Annotated in this window: 25 protein-coding genes; all 25 read right to left on the bottom strand. The window is 45.9% G+C overall.

Annotated features, from left to right (window positions below):
• Positions 1-20: 20 nt before the first annotated feature.
• Positions 21-2,561, bottom strand: a complete 2,541-nt coding sequence (locus B3V51_RS00735; RefSeq protein ID WP_286707788.1) for a phage tail tape measure protein — start codon at positions 2,559-2,561, stop codon at positions 21-23.
• 79 nt (positions 2,562-2,640) lie between these two features.
• Complete coding sequence (locus B3V51_RS00730; protein ID WP_286707787.1) at positions 2,641-2,757, bottom strand: GpE family phage tail protein; 117 nt, start codon at positions 2,755-2,757, stop codon at positions 2,641-2,643.
• An 8-nt stretch (positions 2,758-2,765) separates the two neighbouring features.
• Positions 2,766-3,092 (bottom strand): phage tail assembly protein, encoded by a 327-nt coding sequence (locus B3V51_RS00725; protein WP_286707786.1) that lies wholly within the window; start codon positions 3,090-3,092, stop codon positions 2,766-2,768.
• 82 nt (positions 3,093-3,174) lie between these two features.
• Positions 3,175-3,702 carry a phage major tail tube protein gene (locus B3V51_RS00720; protein WP_286707785.1) on the bottom strand — a complete coding sequence of 176 codons (528 nt, stop codon included), beginning with the start codon at positions 3,700-3,702 and terminating at the stop codon, positions 3,175-3,177.
• Positions 3,703-3,740: 38 nt separating this feature from the next.
• Entirely contained in the window at positions 3,741-4,340 is a 600-nt protein-coding gene (locus B3V51_RS00715) for a phage tail sheath C-terminal domain-containing protein (RefSeq protein ID WP_286707784.1), read from the bottom strand.
• 12 nt (positions 4,341-4,352) lie between these two features.
• Positions 4,353-4,937 (bottom strand): hypothetical protein, encoded by a 585-nt coding sequence (locus B3V51_RS00710; protein ID WP_286707783.1) that lies wholly within the window; start codon positions 4,935-4,937, stop codon positions 4,353-4,355.
• The gene (locus tag B3V51_RS00705) at positions 4,937-5,890 is read right to left on the bottom strand and encodes a hypothetical protein (protein WP_286707782.1); all 954 of its coding nucleotides are present in this window, start codon (positions 5,888-5,890) and stop codon (positions 4,937-4,939) included. The genes B3V51_RS00710 and B3V51_RS00705 overlap by 1 nt, the downstream gene beginning before the upstream one ends.
• A gap of 3 nt (positions 5,891-5,893) precedes the next feature.
• Positions 5,894-6,331, bottom strand: coding sequence for a hypothetical protein (locus B3V51_RS00700; protein ID WP_286707781.1), 438 nt, complete (start codon positions 6,329-6,331; stop codon positions 5,894-5,896).
• Positions 6,307-6,861 carry a hypothetical protein gene (locus B3V51_RS00695; RefSeq protein WP_286707780.1) on the bottom strand — a complete coding sequence of 185 codons (555 nt, stop codon included), beginning with the start codon at positions 6,859-6,861 and terminating at the stop codon, positions 6,307-6,309. The genes B3V51_RS00700 and B3V51_RS00695 overlap by 25 nt, the downstream gene beginning before the upstream one ends.
• A 37-nt stretch (positions 6,862-6,898) precedes the next feature.
• Entirely contained in the window at positions 6,899-7,888 is a 990-nt protein-coding gene (locus B3V51_RS00690; protein ID WP_286707779.1) for a phage tail protein, read from the bottom strand.
• Between the two features lie 21 nt (positions 7,889-7,909).
• Positions 7,910-8,440, bottom strand: coding sequence for a phage tail protein I (locus tag B3V51_RS00685; RefSeq protein ID WP_093071400.1), 531 nt, complete (start codon positions 8,438-8,440; stop codon positions 7,910-7,912).
• On the bottom strand, positions 8,433-9,323 hold the full coding sequence (locus B3V51_RS00680; RefSeq protein WP_093071401.1) for a baseplate assembly protein: 891 nt from the start codon (positions 9,321-9,323) through the stop codon (positions 8,433-8,435). The genes B3V51_RS00685 and B3V51_RS00680 overlap by 8 nt, the downstream gene beginning before the upstream one ends.
• Positions 9,320-9,709, bottom strand: coding sequence for a GPW/gp25 family protein (locus B3V51_RS00675; RefSeq protein ID WP_286707778.1), 390 nt, complete (start codon positions 9,707-9,709; stop codon positions 9,320-9,322). The genes B3V51_RS00680 and B3V51_RS00675 overlap by 4 nt, the downstream gene beginning before the upstream one ends.
• Complete coding sequence (locus B3V51_RS00670) at positions 9,702-10,310, bottom strand: phage baseplate assembly protein V (protein WP_286707777.1); 609 nt, start codon at positions 10,308-10,310, stop codon at positions 9,702-9,704. The genes B3V51_RS00675 and B3V51_RS00670 overlap by 8 nt, the downstream gene beginning before the upstream one ends.
• 84 nt (positions 10,311-10,394) lie before the next feature.
• On the bottom strand, positions 10,395-10,838 hold the full coding sequence (locus B3V51_RS00665) for a phage virion morphogenesis protein (RefSeq protein ID WP_286707776.1): 444 nt from the start codon (positions 10,836-10,838) through the stop codon (positions 10,395-10,397).
• Positions 10,839-10,840: 2 nt separating this feature from the next.
• A complete protein-coding gene (locus B3V51_RS00660; protein WP_286707775.1) occupies positions 10,841-11,272 on the bottom strand; it encodes a phage tail protein in 432 nt (143 codons plus the stop codon).
• Positions 11,269-11,895 carry an N-acetylmuramidase family protein gene (locus tag B3V51_RS00655; protein WP_286707774.1) on the bottom strand — a complete coding sequence of 209 codons (627 nt, stop codon included), beginning with the start codon at positions 11,893-11,895 and terminating at the stop codon, positions 11,269-11,271. The genes B3V51_RS00660 and B3V51_RS00655 overlap by 4 nt, the downstream gene beginning before the upstream one ends.
• Positions 11,892-12,203 (bottom strand): hypothetical protein, encoded by a 312-nt coding sequence (locus B3V51_RS00650; RefSeq protein WP_075106257.1) that lies wholly within the window; start codon positions 12,201-12,203, stop codon positions 11,892-11,894. Before B3V51_RS00650 ends, B3V51_RS00655 begins: the two co-directional genes overlap by 4 nt.
• Positions 12,190-12,597: a hypothetical protein gene (locus tag B3V51_RS00645; protein WP_240365226.1), complete on the bottom strand. Its 408-nt coding sequence runs from the start codon at positions 12,595-12,597 to the stop codon at positions 12,190-12,192. Before B3V51_RS00645 ends, B3V51_RS00650 begins: the two co-directional genes overlap by 14 nt.
• A complete protein-coding gene (locus tag B3V51_RS00640; protein ID WP_093071408.1) occupies positions 12,588-12,794 on the bottom strand; it encodes a tail protein X in 207 nt (68 codons plus the stop codon). Before B3V51_RS00640 ends, B3V51_RS00645 begins: the two co-directional genes overlap by 10 nt.
• Positions 12,794-13,246 (bottom strand): head completion/stabilization protein, encoded by a 453-nt coding sequence (locus B3V51_RS00635; protein WP_240365225.1) that lies wholly within the window; start codon positions 13,244-13,246, stop codon positions 12,794-12,796. Before B3V51_RS00635 ends, B3V51_RS00640 begins: the two co-directional genes overlap by 1 nt.
• Before the next feature lie 106 nt (positions 13,247-13,352).
• Positions 13,353-13,649, bottom strand: a complete 297-nt coding sequence (locus B3V51_RS00630) for a Gp49 family protein (protein WP_093071410.1) — start codon at positions 13,647-13,649, stop codon at positions 13,353-13,355.
• Positions 13,650-13,651: 2 nt separating this feature from the next.
• Complete coding sequence (gene gpM / locus B3V51_RS00625; protein WP_286707773.1) at positions 13,652-14,413, bottom strand: phage terminase small subunit; 762 nt, start codon at positions 14,411-14,413, stop codon at positions 13,652-13,654.
• Between the two features lie 45 nt (positions 14,414-14,458).
• On the bottom strand, positions 14,459-15,478 hold the full coding sequence (locus tag B3V51_RS00620) for a phage major capsid protein, P2 family (protein WP_286707772.1): 1,020 nt from the start codon (positions 15,476-15,478) through the stop codon (positions 14,459-14,461).
• A gap of 42 nt (positions 15,479-15,520) precedes the next feature.
• Positions 15,521-16,357, bottom strand: a complete 837-nt coding sequence (locus tag B3V51_RS00615) for a GPO family capsid scaffolding protein (protein ID WP_286707771.1) — start codon at positions 16,355-16,357, stop codon at positions 15,521-15,523.
• Positions 16,358-16,499 lie beyond the last annotated feature (142 nt).

Below are 16,499 nucleotides of genomic sequence, written 5' to 3'. Positions count from 1 at the left end.
AACTTAATCCTTATATGCCCTTAATCAATATCAGATAAGCGGCTACGCTGACGTGCCATTTGATTGCGTTGTTCTGCTGCCAATGCGCGCTGAACTTCACGCGCTACGGCTTGCGGATCGGTTGCGCCATGGATATTGATGGTAATATTGCCACTACTCATACCGCCCATCATTGCCATACTAGACTGGCCGCGAGGCGGTAAGATAGATTTTCGGCTGTCAATTTGCATGGGGATATAATCAGATACTTTGCTGACAACTGACCCAACCATCTGTCCAGGCGCTGAATTACGAATACGACCAGTAACGTTTTTTACCGCATTGATTGCTCGATTTGCATTGGCTAATACACCATCGCCTAAACCTTCCATCATGAAGCCACCATAGCGGGTAAATACACGGCTCGGACTGTGAATGTCCATTCCTTTTGAACCCGTAAATGCTCCTTTGATACGCCCTACGACACTACTAATAGAATTAATAACCGCTTGCGCTCTGCCTAAGATGCCGTTTTTTAGCCCTTCGAGCATATTGACGCCGTACTGCCTGAAGGTCGCACCCAGTCCAGCCAAGTAACCCCAAACTGTAGCGAATGCCGTCATGAATGATGCGACTGGATTGAAATTAGATATAAAAGATTTAAGCGCCTGAATACCCGTATTGAATATGGCTTTGATACGTTCCCACAGCGCCGCAAACATCGGCCCTAGGGTGTCCCAGTTCTTATAAATGGTAAAGGCCAGTACTGCCAGTGCTAAGCAGAGTGCCAAAATAGGGTTTGCCATTAGCGTCAGCGTCAATGCTCTGACAGCACCGCCAATCATGCCAAATGATTTAGCCAACATTGATAATGGCGTTAGAGTTGTGGGTAGCCCTAGCGTAACCAATGATGCTCTCAATAGTGCCATAGGGCCTAAAATAGTTAGCATGACTGCGCCTAAGCCGCCAATGATGACCGCACCAATGGCCAAAATAGCAAATAGTTGACCTAGGACAGCCATTAACTGCGGATTCGCATTAGCGAACGCGGTCAAACGTTGGGTCATGATAGTGATCGTCTGAATGAACTCACGTAGCGCACCGCCGTTTGCATCAAAAATAGAGGTTCTAAGGGCATCAATGGCTGAGGTCATTGACTTAAAGTCACCAACGGTATTGTCGCTCATGGTTTTCGCTAAGTTACCAGCTTCGCCTTGGGCGTTTTGTAACTCACCAATGAGATTTTGTAGCGCACCGCTACCAGCTTGATCTACGAGAATGGCTAAAGCACCACCGGCTTCTTCTCCTGCAATGCCTTTGAACAACTCTGATTGTTCTGCATTACCCAAATTTTTACTTTTATCGTGAATCTCTTTTAATATATCTGGCATTTGGCGCAAGTTGCCATTTGCATCAGAGGTCTTGACACCTAACCTATCAAGTGCCTCTATCGTTGCTTTTGGGCCAGCGGCCATACGCGACATAATCGCACGCATCGCTGTACCGGCCATACTCGCTTGGATACCTGCATCGCCCAACTTACCAGCCATTGCTGCTGATTGCTCAAGTGATACACCTAGTAGTGCCGCGCCTGGTGCGGCGTACTTCATGGTTTCGCCAAGCATTTCAATATTTGTGTTAGAACGGGTGAAAGTACCTGCCAATACATCACTAAGATTGCTCATTTTAGAGGGGTCGATCTTCATGCCTGAGAGAATATTTGACGCGATATCAGCTGTTCGGTCTAACTCCATGCCACCAGCTAAAGCAAGATCAAGCATCCCCGGCATAGCAGCTTTCACAGACTCAGGTGTAAAACCAGCCATCGCTAAGAACGTCTGTCCAGCCGCGGCATCGGCTGAAGTGAACTGAGTCGACGCGCCTAGCTCTTTAGCTTGTGCAACAAGCGCTTTATACTGTGGACTGTTTTTATCCAGACGGGTGACTGCTTGAACTTTACTCAGGTTCTGCTCTAGGTCTAAGCCTGGTTGAATGAACCGTGCACCAGCATAGGTTGCTGCTGCACCGCCTACGGCCAGTCCTAGGGCTTTGTTCCGCATATCACCCATTTGCTGTGATTGACGTTCAAGCTGTCGAACCTCGTTCATCCGCCGCCGCTGCTCTGCCAGCTGCTGATTGGTGCGCTCGATATTACGCGCAAGCTCACGCTCATGATCAGATAGATTATTGGTGCTAATACCTGCATCTGATAAACGACCGCGTAGCTGCTGTAAATGCTGCCGTTGACTATCAAGGCGAGCATTCAAGCGCTGTGATTCACGTCCTGCAGCCTCAAATTGACGAATCAATGTGGCGCTAGGATTGGCCGTATCGCGCATTTGCTGCTCTAACTGCTGTAGTCGGGCACGGCTACGAACAGCGGCCTCTGAGGTTTCGGCTAGCGCTTGTTTTTGTTGTCTGAAACTGTTGATCAAGCCTTGCTGTGACTGAAGTTTACGCGCTGCTTGTGCTGTCTCACCAAACTGACGACCTAAGCGATCGGCTTGGCTACTGAGTGAGCGCATGGGTGCAGTCATGCGGTCGATAAGTTCTATCTGTGCTCGAAAGCTTAGGTCTGCCATGTATTTGCGCCCACTTTATTGTTGATATCAATGATGCTGATGTTGTCCTGGTTCCCTCATTCGTGAGGGAACCAAGTTATCATTCATCAGGGTTGTTACGGATACGCGCTCGTTCGCGCCAATCAGCAAGCTCTTCGATCGTCATGTGATACATCGCCTCTGGTGTCCAGCCGAACACCAAGGCGATGTCTGCCATGCAGTCTTCTACGCGGTTGGGATAGCTGCGGTTTCTGCTTGCAACTGATGTTTCGCCTTGGTAAAAAAACTGGCAATAGTTAACCCCACGTCCATCAAATCAGCGGCATCCATGTTTTTGACTTCATGCTCATGGATAACTGGGTTGCTGATGCGAGGGAGTACTACTGCTAGGGCATCGACTTTGGCCATTGAAATGTCAATGAGTGACTGGCCACGCAAATCGCCACCCATCGGACGACGCAGGGTAAACTCTTTAATCTCTTTGGCCTTATCGCCAGTACCGCGAATGATAGGGTAGTCTAGTTCGATAGTTGGCATATCATTGTTGTTCATGGTGTATCCTTAATCAGTAATTTTTAGTCGATGTTTTAATCAAATAGGTGTCTGGTTTGGTCACTTGATTTGCATGATCGGTTTAGACGGTGGTAAACATTCCCATGGCTTCACGGATCTCTTTTAGGCGGTCTTCACCATTGACGATACACTTCATCGCCATGGCATCAATTTCAATGATGTCTTCACCGTCTACGACCAGCCTGTAATACGCCAATGAGTACTTGAACGACTCTTCTGTGTCGTCGCCTAACTTGGCGCTACCAGGGTCAATTTCCTCTAAGCGACCACGGCAATAGATATCGACAGCTGCCACACTACAATCATCATCGCGTTGATAGGCACCTGAATAAGACAATACGACCTTGTCAATACCAGCACGCGCAAAGTCGCGGTACAAATCTGCTTCGTGACCACCGCATTTGATGGTCATTTCCATCGCTTCTTGGCCCAAGTCAACCTTGACCGGCATATCCATACCACCAGCGCGATACTCTTCGAGCACGCGAGTCAGTTTGGGCAGCTCAATCTCTGGGATCTGACCTTGGTAGCGCTTTTGGTTACCAAGGCCTTTGTAAGCCATGAAGTTCTTTAATTTACGAGGTAACATAGGGGTTCCTTTTTAGTAATAGGGTCGTCAGGTGGCTATTAGGCCGCTGCTGCTACCAAGTCGGCAAAGTTGACCAGGTATGTATCTGTGATCGTCTGATTTAGGTTAAGGTTCTCTAGGTTAGGCACTGGGGTAAAGTCATAATCTAGATACAGCTTGCCTTGCATGAGCAGCGTTTCGCTGTTTAGCTCGGTGTTGTACCAGCATTTCGCACCGATTAAATAACCGAAGTTAACCATCTCCTGCAGCTTGGCATTGATGGCACGAATGATGTCACGGACAGTCGTTGGTGATAGTGGCTGATCAATGAACTGAAAGCAGCCATTGATGATCGTGTCCAGCAAAAACTGCGAGGTACGCACGACCGGCTCAAACATATACTCAGGCTGATCAGAGCAGGTATGACTGCCCCAAAAGCGAAAGCCGTTGTGTTGAATGAGGCTGGTCACGTCATTCGCGTTTAGGTAGCCGACCTCAGTATCAGGATCTTCTAGATCCCAGGTACGTGGATATTTGATACCACTAACAGTATCAATGGCAACGTTGGACAGCGACTTGACGAAGCTATACTGGTGCGTCTTGTCTAAGTGGGCGCGTAAAGCTGCGGCCACGGCGATGATTGGGGTTGTTTGGGTCATAATTTTCCCTTATTAATTGGTTAGGAATAAAAATCGATTTGCAGTACTCATACCGATTACGTTCAGCTTTAAAGGTTCATCATCTGACTTTGTTGTGTCAGTTACAAGTACATGCTCAGCACCATAACGCTCGCGCTGTAAGCGGTAGCACAGACGATTGTGATCAGTCACATAAGCAAAAATAATGTCGCTATTACCGATGTTAAACTTGCGCTTATCATCAAGTGACAAGCGCGGATTGGTGATATTCGGGTATAGTGTCAGCACGTTTTTAGCCACGCTTGCGTCATACCAATACAGTTTGGCCACGCCGTTTTCGACGTATGCGATTGTTGGGCGCATGTTTTGATCAAAGCTAAAACTCATCTCAGTGACATCACCTGCAAACGCTAAGACTGCGACTGGCTCAGCACCGCTACGCTGTAGATAGATACCTTTACCTTTGACATAGCCATACCAGTAGTACTGCATAGGCTCACTGGTATCAGATAGGGCGATGCCACCAAGCTCCCAACACTTTGTCGCTGTCTGCGACTTATTGCGTGGTGGTAAAAACGAGGCACTATCAAGTTCAGTAAGCGTATTGTCGGGCAACATTACAATTCACCCTCATAGCGTCCCCAACTTACTTCAAATGGGATAGATAACGTATCTTTATTTGTTTTGGTTAATGGTGCATCGTCAGACACCCGCCCAAAGCGCATTTGAAAAGGGAAAAAGGAAAAGTATGATGGGCTGCTAGTGAAAACTGTTCTTATAGCAACATTGGCAACGGTTAGACCAAAAGACAGCAACCCTTTTCTTTTATTAGTTAACGAGGTATAAGTATCTAAAGAAAAAACACCTTCTTCAACACTTCCGCCAGTGGGGTAATGTTCTTTAGCACCTAAGTCGGCGGTGCTATACGCAAAGCGACCGCCCGCCACGGTAGATATAGCAGCCGAAACATTATGGGTGCTTGTCCCAACTCTAGCCGGACGTACTACCACGTTATACGGTACGCTACCACCGGCACCATCTTTTACATCAACCACAAACGATTTGTCGTTAATGTCTATAACTTTATGGATTCGATAAACTATTTCTAAGGTTTCTCCAGCCTTTATGCTTATAGTCGTGGGATTTCCTAAGGCATCTTTTATTAATGCTCTTGTGGTTAAGTAGTAATTAGTTAACGTACCCTCACTTGCTAAACCTACTTCGGAAATATTCACATCGGATAATCCAGTGAAACGATATGCACGCTGCTCCCATATTTTATAAAGCCCATCGCCTGAATCGTTAAAGGCATATTCGTTAGCATTTGCTGGCGATTGAGTTATCGACTCTATGGCTACAGCAGTATCTAATGATATTTGCGTAATTGCAGGGCTACTATTACCGCTACCGATAAGGCATTTACTATTAAAATACCCACCTTTACTCCCCCCAAAAAATTCTAGGCCCTGGTTTAATACAAGGTTTCTTACAAAACCCGTGTCTATCTTTACCGAACCGTCAGCGCGGGTAACTACTGCACGAAATTCACCGGCTATGCCTAAATTTAGCATTGTCTATGTTCCTTTATTTAACGTTATATCTAATGGCGTGACTGTCGACTGATAAGCATCATCTTCACCCGTGTACTGCTGAACTAAAACTCTCTTGAGCGTTAGATCTAATGGCTTAACCGACGGTTTATAAGCATCACCATCAATATTCTTACTCATGAGTAGCGACTTCAGCGTAATATCAAGCGGCTTGACTGACGGCTGATAAGCGTCGCCGTCATCAATATTTTTATTCATAAGCAGTGAGCGTAATGTAATATCGAGAGGCTTAACGCTTGGCTGGTACGCATCACTGTCAATCGTTGTGTCTTTTAATATCCGTCTCATCGTGATGTTTAACGGCTTAACTGTGGGCTGGTAAGCATCGTCTTTTTCCACAAGTACGGGGTATGGCTTACTTGCCCATAGTCGCCGTGTTACTTTCCCGCTGGAACGCCCCATTCGCCTTCAATCAGCATCAACTCACGCGCGGCGAACGTATCGCGATAAGCGGCAATATCTTCTTTGACCGTAATCAACGTACCGTCTTCTGCTCGTGGGGACGCATACACAAACGCACGGCGTTTCTTGGCGATCTCAATCAGCTTACGTGTCATATCTGGGGTATCAATTTCAGGCGCAATCAAAATCTTGGGCGTCACACCAAGGCGTGATTGAGAGCTAAGCAAGGTATCAACGGTAGCGATATCTACTGGCTCAGACAGTCGCAACACGACCACACTGGTATTCTGGATAGATTTGATTGTCTGCAAGCATTGGCTGAGCAAAGAATCTTTAGCGCCAGCTTTGGTGACATCATCTGTCGTGATGCCTGTCAGCAATACAGGGGTATCAAGCGGGTATTTAGCATCATCAGCATCAATACTGGTGCTCACCAGTGCAATGGTGCTCATACTGACCGATTTGATAATCGGTGTGATATTACTGGTCTCAGTAGCAGTGACGCCGTGATGGTAAGTAGTTAATGCCATGGTCTAGATCCTTTTTTTGTCTAAAATAAATAGTGTTTTAAGCAGTACGTAACCACTTGCCAACCACTTTTGATGGCTGAATGTTGTTGTGCGGTTCACCGCCGCCTACAGCGTTAGTCTTGATATTTGCAGCGCTGGAACTGGTGTTCTGAGTACCAGCGCGAGTACCACCATCAATACTGCCACTATGCATATCAACGGTATGATCATGATTTGGAATCTGTGCAAGCGTCAGAGTTTCCTCATTTTCACCAAACTCATTACCGATAGTTTTATAGTCAGATGGATCATCAGTTTTGGTTGATAGGCCTACTAGCGTGCGACCTTCTGCGAATCGCTCCCACGTACCATAGCCATGATGAGCCGCCACCGCAGACGCATCCAAATGATTGATGGTTGTCTGATAAATATCGCCAACTTTATATGGCTGCAAATCTAAAAGCCCCGCGATGCCTTTCTCTATATCGTCTATACGATTTGACAGTAATTGAAACTGGGTAGCCATAAGCTCATCCTGTAATTGATTGATAATATCGTGTAGTTCACTCACTAAAGATTTCAAAGCAAAACGGTCGGCAACCCAATCGCGAGTAGCGATGACCACGTTGCTGTCCGTTTCAATGACAACAGTCGCAAGGTTGTCTGCAGTAATCGTAAATATAAGCTCCATATCACCGCCAGCGCCCTCGGTCAGCGTTGGGCGATAACCGCCGTGAAAGTTACCCACGTAGACAAGCTTGCCACTACTATCGGTAATTCCCACTTCATGCAGGTTAAAGCCGCCTACATTGGACGGTACAACTGCAGATACTTCAGCTGTCGTGTCATTGACGATCTTGATAGAGGTTACGGCTACTTTTGCTCTTTGATTCACCAGGCTAGTCTGAGTCAAACGCGAATCAGGCAGATATGGCTGATCGTTTGCATCACCCAACACCACATGCGTCAATGCAAGTTGTGAGTTCGCTTGTGCATTTGCAATAAAAGATTTGCCGTGGTCAGTGAGTAATACATAGTAGTTGGCCATTATTGTTACCTAAATAGTTACCTAAGCGTTTGGAGTTGATAGATAAGTGACATTGCCAGTCCGACAAGCGCCGGCAACATAAAATTGAGAGCCATTCACGACACTGGCATCAATAGAGAACTGATCACGGGCAGATTTAACACTGTCTAGCGCGGTATAGATCTCTTGTTGCTGCTGCACACTCACACGACCGCTAGTGATTTTTACTGTAAAGGTATAAGGCGTGCCTTTTGGATATAGCTCATGCCATGCAAGCAAACTATGACCTATGCCCAGGTTTTCCATTGCTTGTGCGAGTGTGTTTTTAGTGCCGCGCTGCGCGTTAAAATCTCTTGCACCTTTCACCACATCACGCTTTTTTGCTTCTGGCCATTGACCGTCCCAATATTCGACACGGCGTGACCAAGCAAGCCACGGTAAAAAAGCTTCAGGGCAGCTATCAGCATCAATCAAACGAGCAAAGGTAACAGGTAACGCATCAATACGCTGCGTCTGCTCATCCAATGCTTTTTCCAGCTTGGTGCTGTTTTTCGGTAGTAGCCCCTTAGACATCGCGGTACTCCACAGCACTGATCGTCACGTCGACACAGTTAGCATATTTGCCATCTGGCAAACTGATATCAGCAGTAGGTTGTAAGAGGCTGACACGTTGGACACCCGCTTGATGTAAGGCGTGATATAAACCAGATAGCGTAACGTCATAACCCAAGTAGCGTACTTGCTCGATATATTTATCAAGCTGTGCACGGGCTGCAGCAATCACCACGTCTTTATCTGGGCCCGGATAGAGTGTCAGTTCCGCTTGTAGGCTCCAATCCTCTGGCTGACCAGCCGCAATACGCACGCTATCGGTAAAAGGCCGGCGCTCATCAGTATCAACGGCCAGTCTTACTTGTTCACGTAGTGCATCGCTAGCGATCGCATCATTATGGCTTTGAACATAGACAGTCACGCGACCAGGGGAGGCTGTGACAACACTTGCATCACGAACATCACCATCAGCGGATAGCGCCCAAAATAAGTAAGCGCCTTTGCTACCTGCAGAGGCGCGTTCAGGTTCTAATTGGACACGGCGACGTAAGGCAGTGTCAGATTCCATGACATCCGGGATCGGCGGGACAGCATTGGGATTGCCAGGCTTAACCAATAGACGAGTCACACCAACGCCAGCGGCAAGATGATCAAGCGTTGTGCCAGTGGTATAAGCAAGCAGCATTGATTTGGCTGTTTGGTTGATATGATTGGTCTTAGACATCAGACGGTAAGCAAACAGTTCAAGGATCTTGGTCAATGGCTCGCTTTCAAGCGTCAATGCAGCAGCAAGTTGTGGATCTTTGGCTATCAATTCAGCTTTAAGGTCGGCAAGCTCTGCTTCAAAATCTAAAGGCGTTAAAATATCAGGGGCAGGTAGCCCAGATAGATCAATACGACTCATAGCGCACCGCCTAATGACAGATAAGTACGTTCAATCTTTTTACTAATCACATAACGATATTCAATCATCAAACTGGCCACGCCTTGTGAGGCACTGTCGTCAGTCATCAGCTCAATGCGAGTTGGTGTGACACGAGTTTCCCAGCGCATTAATGCATGAATGACGGAGGCACGAAGCTGCATAATGAAATAGGCATTAATAGGCGAATCAATTAAGAATGGTAGCAATGAGCCGTAATCGCGGCGCATGACACGACTACCGATAGGCGTCATCAATATATCGCGGACGCTTTGTAAGATATGATTGGTTTGGTCAATACGCTGACCAGTACTGCGTGACATGCCTTTGACATTGATCACAGTGACGTTGTTATCTTGATTAAGCATTAACGCCCCCAGAGACAGATGATCCGTTCTCAACGTTTTTATGGCCATGTTCTAAATATGGTTGGTCATTAATAATTAATTTTCCGTTTTGATTGATGGTTTGACCGTTCAAGGTATAAGACTGGCAACCAATAGAATAGGACTCGCAATTAACATCAAAGTTATTACAATCAAAACTGACATCGCGAGCAGATATTTGCACGCGGTTGGAAATAAGCGTAGTAGTAGAATCATCAAGTAAAGTAACCTCTAGGTTATGTGTCGCGTGGTTATAGATAAATGTCGCGCCATCATCACAATGAAGCTCAAACGTATCGGCATTGGCAGACGGCATTGGCTGATCATCATAATCAAACGATGTCGTTACCAGTCCAGTCGACAGCTCACCAGTCTCGCTAATAACTAAGACTTGCTCACCAACACACGGTGGATTCCAGATTTTGACCTTGCCGATGCGAGCTGCTGAAAACTTTAGCCAGTCGGTCTCTAACCCATCTATCTGTACTCGGCAACGAGCATTAGCATGATCAACGTCTGTGACAATGCCTCGATTGATAAAACTTTGGAGCCGGCGCTCGTTTTCGATAGGGGATGTATTCATGACGTTATCGTCACTCATTGCGATTTTTGATACAAAACAAAAAAGCGTGGATTGAGTAAATACACGCAAAAAAGAGCAGGGCATCTAATCAGCGGTTAATGACTCGCGTAGTACTCGAATAATGATATGTCTGTCAGCACGAGAGATACCGATCAGCTCGCGTTTGGGGTAGGGGAATTTCTTAGAACTATCAGGACGGACAGTACTGCGTTGGCCCTCGTGATGTATGCGTGCGATCTTAGCGGCGCTACCTTTGAAACCAATTTGGGCATAGCGGCTGGTTGCATTAAATTTAAGATGACGCGCTTTGGTCAGCTCGCGAAACATGGGGTTGTTAGAAGCTTTCAATGGATCTACAAAATCGCTACCATCAGGATCGGTTTGTGCGCGGATACGCTCTCGATTGACCGCTCGCAATTCCATAGCGAGAGTGCGATTGACTTTTTTTAACTGTTTATTATCTAGCTGACTCGTTATTGCGGTCGCCCATTCAGGTAATGCAGTGGCCAGTTCAGTTAAATCGCTCATGATTATAGGTTTGGATTATGTAAAGGTTTTGGCAGGTGTAGGATTGGACGTGGACAAGCATTAAACACGTAGTTACCAGTGTCATCAGTAGATACCTGGACAACTTCTTCGACTTTGATAGTAAAGACTACGGTGGTCGTATAGTTGCTCAATATATAGGATTCAAATTCAATCGGTGATGGCCCGTTTGGTGGGACTGGATCTTGATTCTCTTGATACCATGCCAAAATAGCGACAATGACTAAATTGGCGTCAATGCTCTCGGGGAACTCATCAATCTCGACTAGCAATTGATAGTGTTGACGGTGGCTCAATGATTGACCAGTCCATTTCAGTGAGCCCTTTTCCACGCTAATGATTAACTGGTCAGGGTTCTGGGCAAAGAACTCGACTTTATCGGTTAAGAATTTGCGTAGGCTGTCGTCAAATATCATTTCGCCAACTCTTTATCCCAGTATTTGGCACGGTCACGCATTTTAGTGTCATATTTATTCTTCTTATAATCGCGGCCGTTATATATCTCTGCAAACATGGCCCAGTCACGGCTACGAATGGCATTGAGCAAGCGTTTATCTGTCTCGATAAAGCGACAAAATGCCTCTAACTGCTCAGGCTCGCCTTTGGATAGCGTTAGCACAAAATCAACAGCTGACTTATAGCCAAGACGCTCCCAGTGAAAGCCCATAAGCTGAAACATGCCCCAACTTGCTGACTCTAAACCTAAGTCTTTATCAATGCGACGGGCTTTAGCAAGTCGATCATGTTCAGCAGTACCGCCACTATAGCCACCCGTACGAGTATTGACCACATCAGGGCTAGTACGAACATGATCAAGCGCTTTGTCACGGCCAAACTTTTTGTCTAGCAATCGATACATAATATGGCGCTCAAACAGTATTTTAATACGCCATTGGTTGTCATCTTTGTCGAATAAGAACCCATCGCCGCGCGACTCAACATCACTGACCGCGCGGATAGCAGCTTCATCACAGCGCAGTCGGCGAGCAGCGACTTTATAATCACAGTCAATCAGTGTCATCGGTTGGGTAGGGCTCATACAAGATTATCCTTTTTTGATTGATTAATAGCGCTAATGAACACGCCATAACGCGCCCAAAAGGCTCTTAATTTAAAATAAGTAGTAGCGGTTGCAGCAGCGGCAAGCATACGAAATATGGGTAGGGCCCATACACCGTCCCGACCAGTGGTCTCATCAAATGCCAAGCCGACACAGCTCAGCGCGAAAAATAAAATAGTGAGCGTAACCAGTGAGCCAAGCTCGCGATGATATTTAATGATTGTCATAGCACAAACGATGGCAATGACAATGATAGATAAAGTCGATAACGTCTCAAGAATGATCATGATTGTCCGCCTCGTTGGCTGGTTTATCTTTGAATAAAAAAGGGAAAAAATGACGCAAAGCAGACATTAGAAGGGGTCGTACATTGTCATTCACAAAGTCATAAAATGTGACAAACAATTCTCGTCCGACCATGCCATAAATGACTGCGTAGCCAGTGGCATAGTTGCCACCCGTCAATAGTTTTGCAGTAATATCCGACAGCATCACTGCAAGCAATACACCCGCAGTCGCATTTTGAGATCGCATCCGAAAAGGCTCGGCGCGGATCAACAATAGACGAATGCAAGCGCCACCAGCAGCAGCCCAGATAACAGGCAAAGTAATCAACAACCATTGCAGATGGTTACTCATAACATCATCAATCGTTAATACCTGAATTTGAGTTACGTCCATAATTGAATGACCTGCTTTTGTGTACGTTCGGGCGCGTCTGGCAATTGGATATCAACGCCGGTAGGCAATACAAGATCGTAACCAACCAGATGCGGATTGAGATCCATAACTTGTTCAGTAACGCCGCCAGTGAAGCTGAAATAGCGTAAGCAGATCAAATCTACTGTGTCGCCTTGCAATGTCGATACAACACGCATCAGATAAGCTCAATGGTTGAATGCGGCTCATCTTTGATATCAGCAATTGCATTGCGTGCATTGCGATAGCAGCTATCGATAGTTGGTGTTAACTCTTTGCTGCGTGAGGTTGCATCACGACCAGTGTCATAATCACGGTAGTGTTCAGTGAGTTTTGCTTTAGCAAAGTTATAGACAGCTTTTTTAAAGCTGAAGCACTTATCTGTGTCTTGAGCCAAGTCATATTCTGCTAGAGTCAGGACGCCATGTTCATGTAGAGCGTTGGCAGTCCAACCCTTCAGCTCACGACAGACGTCATTTGCAGCGTCAGTTAACGCATATTTCATTCGTGCTGGTGTTACCGTACCGTCAAGCTTCATCGCTTCGCTAAAAACACGTACTGACAGATTAGGCATAAATGGCGGAGTAGTGACAACATCATCACTGACTGGATTGACAGCACTAAAACCCATAACAACTCCAAATATTGATAAGAAAAATAAAATAGGGTGAGGCGGTGGTCATAATTGTCATGTGCAGTATCAACTGAATGCAGTTATGAGCCGCCTCGGCTCGCGGCTACGAGTTGTTGTCGCCTAGTAGTTCAGGCGAATCTGGATTGTTCTTGTCATGCAAAACTTTTGAAAGCCAAAGTCCGTAAGGCTCCCACATCTTGTCGAGTGCATTTTGATAAGCGATCTTTTCACCCATTGCTTGGTTATATCGAGAAGGATCTACACAGGCGCTTTCACCTGTAAAGACGAACCCAGACTTAGTTTCAATCTGGCAGTGAGTAAGCTTTGCGCCTAGTCGAGTAAACGTAACACCATTAGGTACAATTTCAGACGTTAAAAACTCAACAGTGATAACTTGCATAATTATGATTCCTTTAGTACTTCAGACGAATCGGATTGAATAGCCTCAATCGTTGGTGGATCTAGTACTATTTCTTGAACTGCAGGTGCTTCATCTTTAGGTTTGAGCTCAGCATCTTTTAGCTGTTTTTCAAGACGTTTGATAGAGCCTTTTACACCACTATTTTCGTCAAACTTCAGCGCATTTTGAAAGTTATCTAATGCAAATACTGGATTGACAGCCTCAGTCAACTCACCTACTTGACGTGCGAGTTTTGCACGTACCTGATCAGGCATGTCTTCTTCAGCTGTTATGGTTGATGCTCGCAATACTTGCGCGATTTGCTCATCAGTGATCTCACCACTGGCAGCCAGTTTTTTGGCAGTGTCAGCAATCTCTTCAGCGACTACCGTTGCAAGCGTGCGCTGGTGTGCGTCGGGCATTTTGAGCTTATGAGTCATCGCATAGTCAGCGATATCAAGCGCACGCTCAAAGCTACCGATATCGATATGCCAAAGCATAAGCGTGGTCAATAGATTGTCTTGATCGCCTTTGCCAGATGCCAAGCTTGCGTTGATCCATTCGTCGTAGTGTCCGACCAATTCGCGTTTTAGCTCAATCTTGGCTTGGATTGACTGCTTAGATTTGAGCAGCTGCTTGTCTTCACGTAGTTTTAATTGCAATAAGCGGTAGGCGCTATTAGGGCCCACCGTGATATTCACTACTTCTTTTTGTGCCAGCGCGGCCTGGCGATGTCGCTGCGCTGGGGTCATGTTGTCGCTCATAATTCCCATCCTTCGTTAATTTTCATCCGTCCCATCCTTCAGTCATTAGACAAGCTCAACATTTTCAATCAAGCAGCCAGCTTTGTAGTTTTCAACCACATACGCTTCGTTGTCTGATTCGTAAAAGGCGACGCGGTCATACTCTGGCTCATCTTTATGATTGCGGCGGCGGCTGCCTTCTTGATAGTAAATTGATAGATTATCTAAAGGTGTGATCAAAATGCCGTCAGCAGGGAAATTTGGCGGAGTTGGTTCAATCGTAATACCACCCACTTTATCGAGCATTAATAAGCTATTGACCGCGATAACCTCGCTTGGCGTGTTGTTGTCATTGACCATGTTGAAATCACGGCTTTGCTTGAGGTTACGACCCAAAATCACGCGCAAATCACTATCATCACGGACGATAGGATCAATCAGCTGATCAACACAGTCTTTAACCAGAGCATCAAGGTTTTTATAGCTAGTGGCAGACGCGCCAACAGAGACTTTGCTGGTACCCACTTCTGATTCAGTCATTACTGACTCAGGTGCGTTATCACGGTATTTCTGCAACCAGCCGATATTGACATCTTGCAACAACGGATTGACATCAATGTCAGTATCAGCGGCGACATGAGTGCCGTTAAAACCGACAGTGATACGATCGAGCGCTTGCTGTTTTAGTACCGCGTCACGAATTTTCTCTTGGAACTTTGGGTCACGCGCCCAGCTGTCTAGCTTGTTGTAAGGGATAGCAGTATCAAAGTCTGTCTTTTCACATACATAAGTGTAAATAGGGCCCACTTCACCAACGTTTTTCGGTTCACGGCGCTTACCGTTTTTGGTGTTGGTACGGCTTGCGATACCGCCACTAATACCAAGCCCAAGCGCTTCACCTTTTTGATCGGTAACAGGGATGACGTTAATCTTTTTCAAAAACTCGCTTGATTCTTGAACTCGGGTTTCAACTTTTTGTTGTACTGATGGCTCGACCGTGTATTGCTCGGTAGCGCTTGGTACGCCATTTAGCTCTGCTTGATTTGCAAGATAGCCATTAAACTGCTGACGGGTAGTATTTTTCATATTGTGTTTGTCCTAGATAATTGATTTTAGTTGCCGTTTAGCCTAACAGTCAGACTTGACATAATCAGATGAACCGGTGGCAGCCGGACGCTGGGTATAATTGTCTTCAGGCGTATTATCAAGATTGTCTTGCACGCTCTTTAAAGACGTTTCAACTTCGTTTTGCTTTTCAGCAAAATCAGATACCGTGGTGTTCAAATGACCAATAGAGGCGTTGATCGTGTCAATAGAACTTGCCATTGTTTGCATAACATCTTGGAAGCTTTTGATGGTTGCCGGCAGTTCAGCAAAAGCTTGTGCGGTGGCCAGCTCTTTGTCTTTATCTGTTTTAGGTGTGACAGGTGCGGCAAACATATCTTTGACGGTTGCAAAGACTGATTTTGGCTCTTCTTTATACTCCCAAGCGCTTTCGGCAGTGGAAATGTAGGTGTCAGGGTTTTGTTTGCGAGCAGATAAGGGGCTATCGTCGGGGTTCTGTTGGCAAAACTTCATATAGCTGGTGCCAAGTGAGGCAGGACTATCGGTACAAGCTAAACCAACCATATAAGCTTCTTTGGTATCAGCAAATTCTGGATAGAACTCAATAGAGAAATAAACCTTTTGCTTCGACTTGGCGAGCGCGATCAATTCAGGCGTTGGATCAACTTCTGCCAATAGATATAAATGATCATCAACTTCTTCAGTCGATAGCGATATCACATCGCCATAACAGCGAAAGTCAGAATTTGGGAACATTGCACGGTAATGTTCTAAATTTACCCGTGCACCGTATACTTCTGGATTATAGCCGGCGGCCATTTGGGTGATCTGTTCGCGAGTGATTTCACGGCCGTCCGTAGTCTGTCCGGCGCGTGCAACTCGAAAAGTTTTGGTAGTCATAGACGGTCCATGAGTTAGATAAAAGGGAAGTCATTTTTAAAGCTTTACTTTGACCTATTGCGATATGCAAAAACAAAACAAAAAAGCGTGGATTGAGCAAATACACGCAAAACAAGCATGATATAGAGAGGCTGATAAACCA

The organism is Psychrobacter sp. UBA2514, from assembly GCF_002341255.1.
In the GTDB taxonomy this organism is placed as follows: Bacteria; Pseudomonadota; Gammaproteobacteria; order Pseudomonadales; family Moraxellaceae; genus Psychrobacter; species Psychrobacter pacificensis.
Note: the sequence above shows the minus strand (reverse complement) of the source record. Positions and strands in the feature narration are given on the sequence as shown.